This window comes from Gemmiger formicilis (assembly GCF_016901605.1).
In the GTDB taxonomy this organism is placed as follows: Bacteria; Bacillota; Clostridia; order Oscillospirales; family Ruminococcaceae; genus Gemmiger; species Gemmiger formicilis_B.
Map to the genome: position 1 here is coordinate 1 of NZ_JACJKP010000586.1, position 297 is coordinate 297.

Here is a 297-nt window from a genome sequence, read left to right on the forward strand (position 1 = left end):
CGCCCTGGCGGAAATTTGCCCGGAATGACTTGAAAAAATTGCCGACCACCGGAGTGCCGTCTTTTTCACCCGCCATTTTTGTGGTGACATAATGTAAAGCCGTGATGGCAGGGCCAATGGTGACCACCGGAATGCAGCAAACCAGGAACAGCAGATTCAGGACAATAAGATCCCACACAACGCCCAGGGCGCGCATCAGGGGGCTGTCCGGATTAAAAACGCCTCTCAATGAGTTCTCCTCCTTTTTTTCAGGATGTAAATATTCACCAAAAACAGCGATTCAGATTGTACACTATT

Annotated in this window: 1 protein-coding gene; it reads right to left on the bottom strand. The window is 49.2% G+C overall.

What is annotated here, in order from left to right:
* Positions 1 to 229 (bottom strand): YesL family protein (locus H6B10_RS16030; RefSeq protein WP_204652426.1); only part of this gene is annotated, 229 nt, incomplete at its 3' end.
* Positions 230 to 297: the final 68 nt, after the last annotated feature.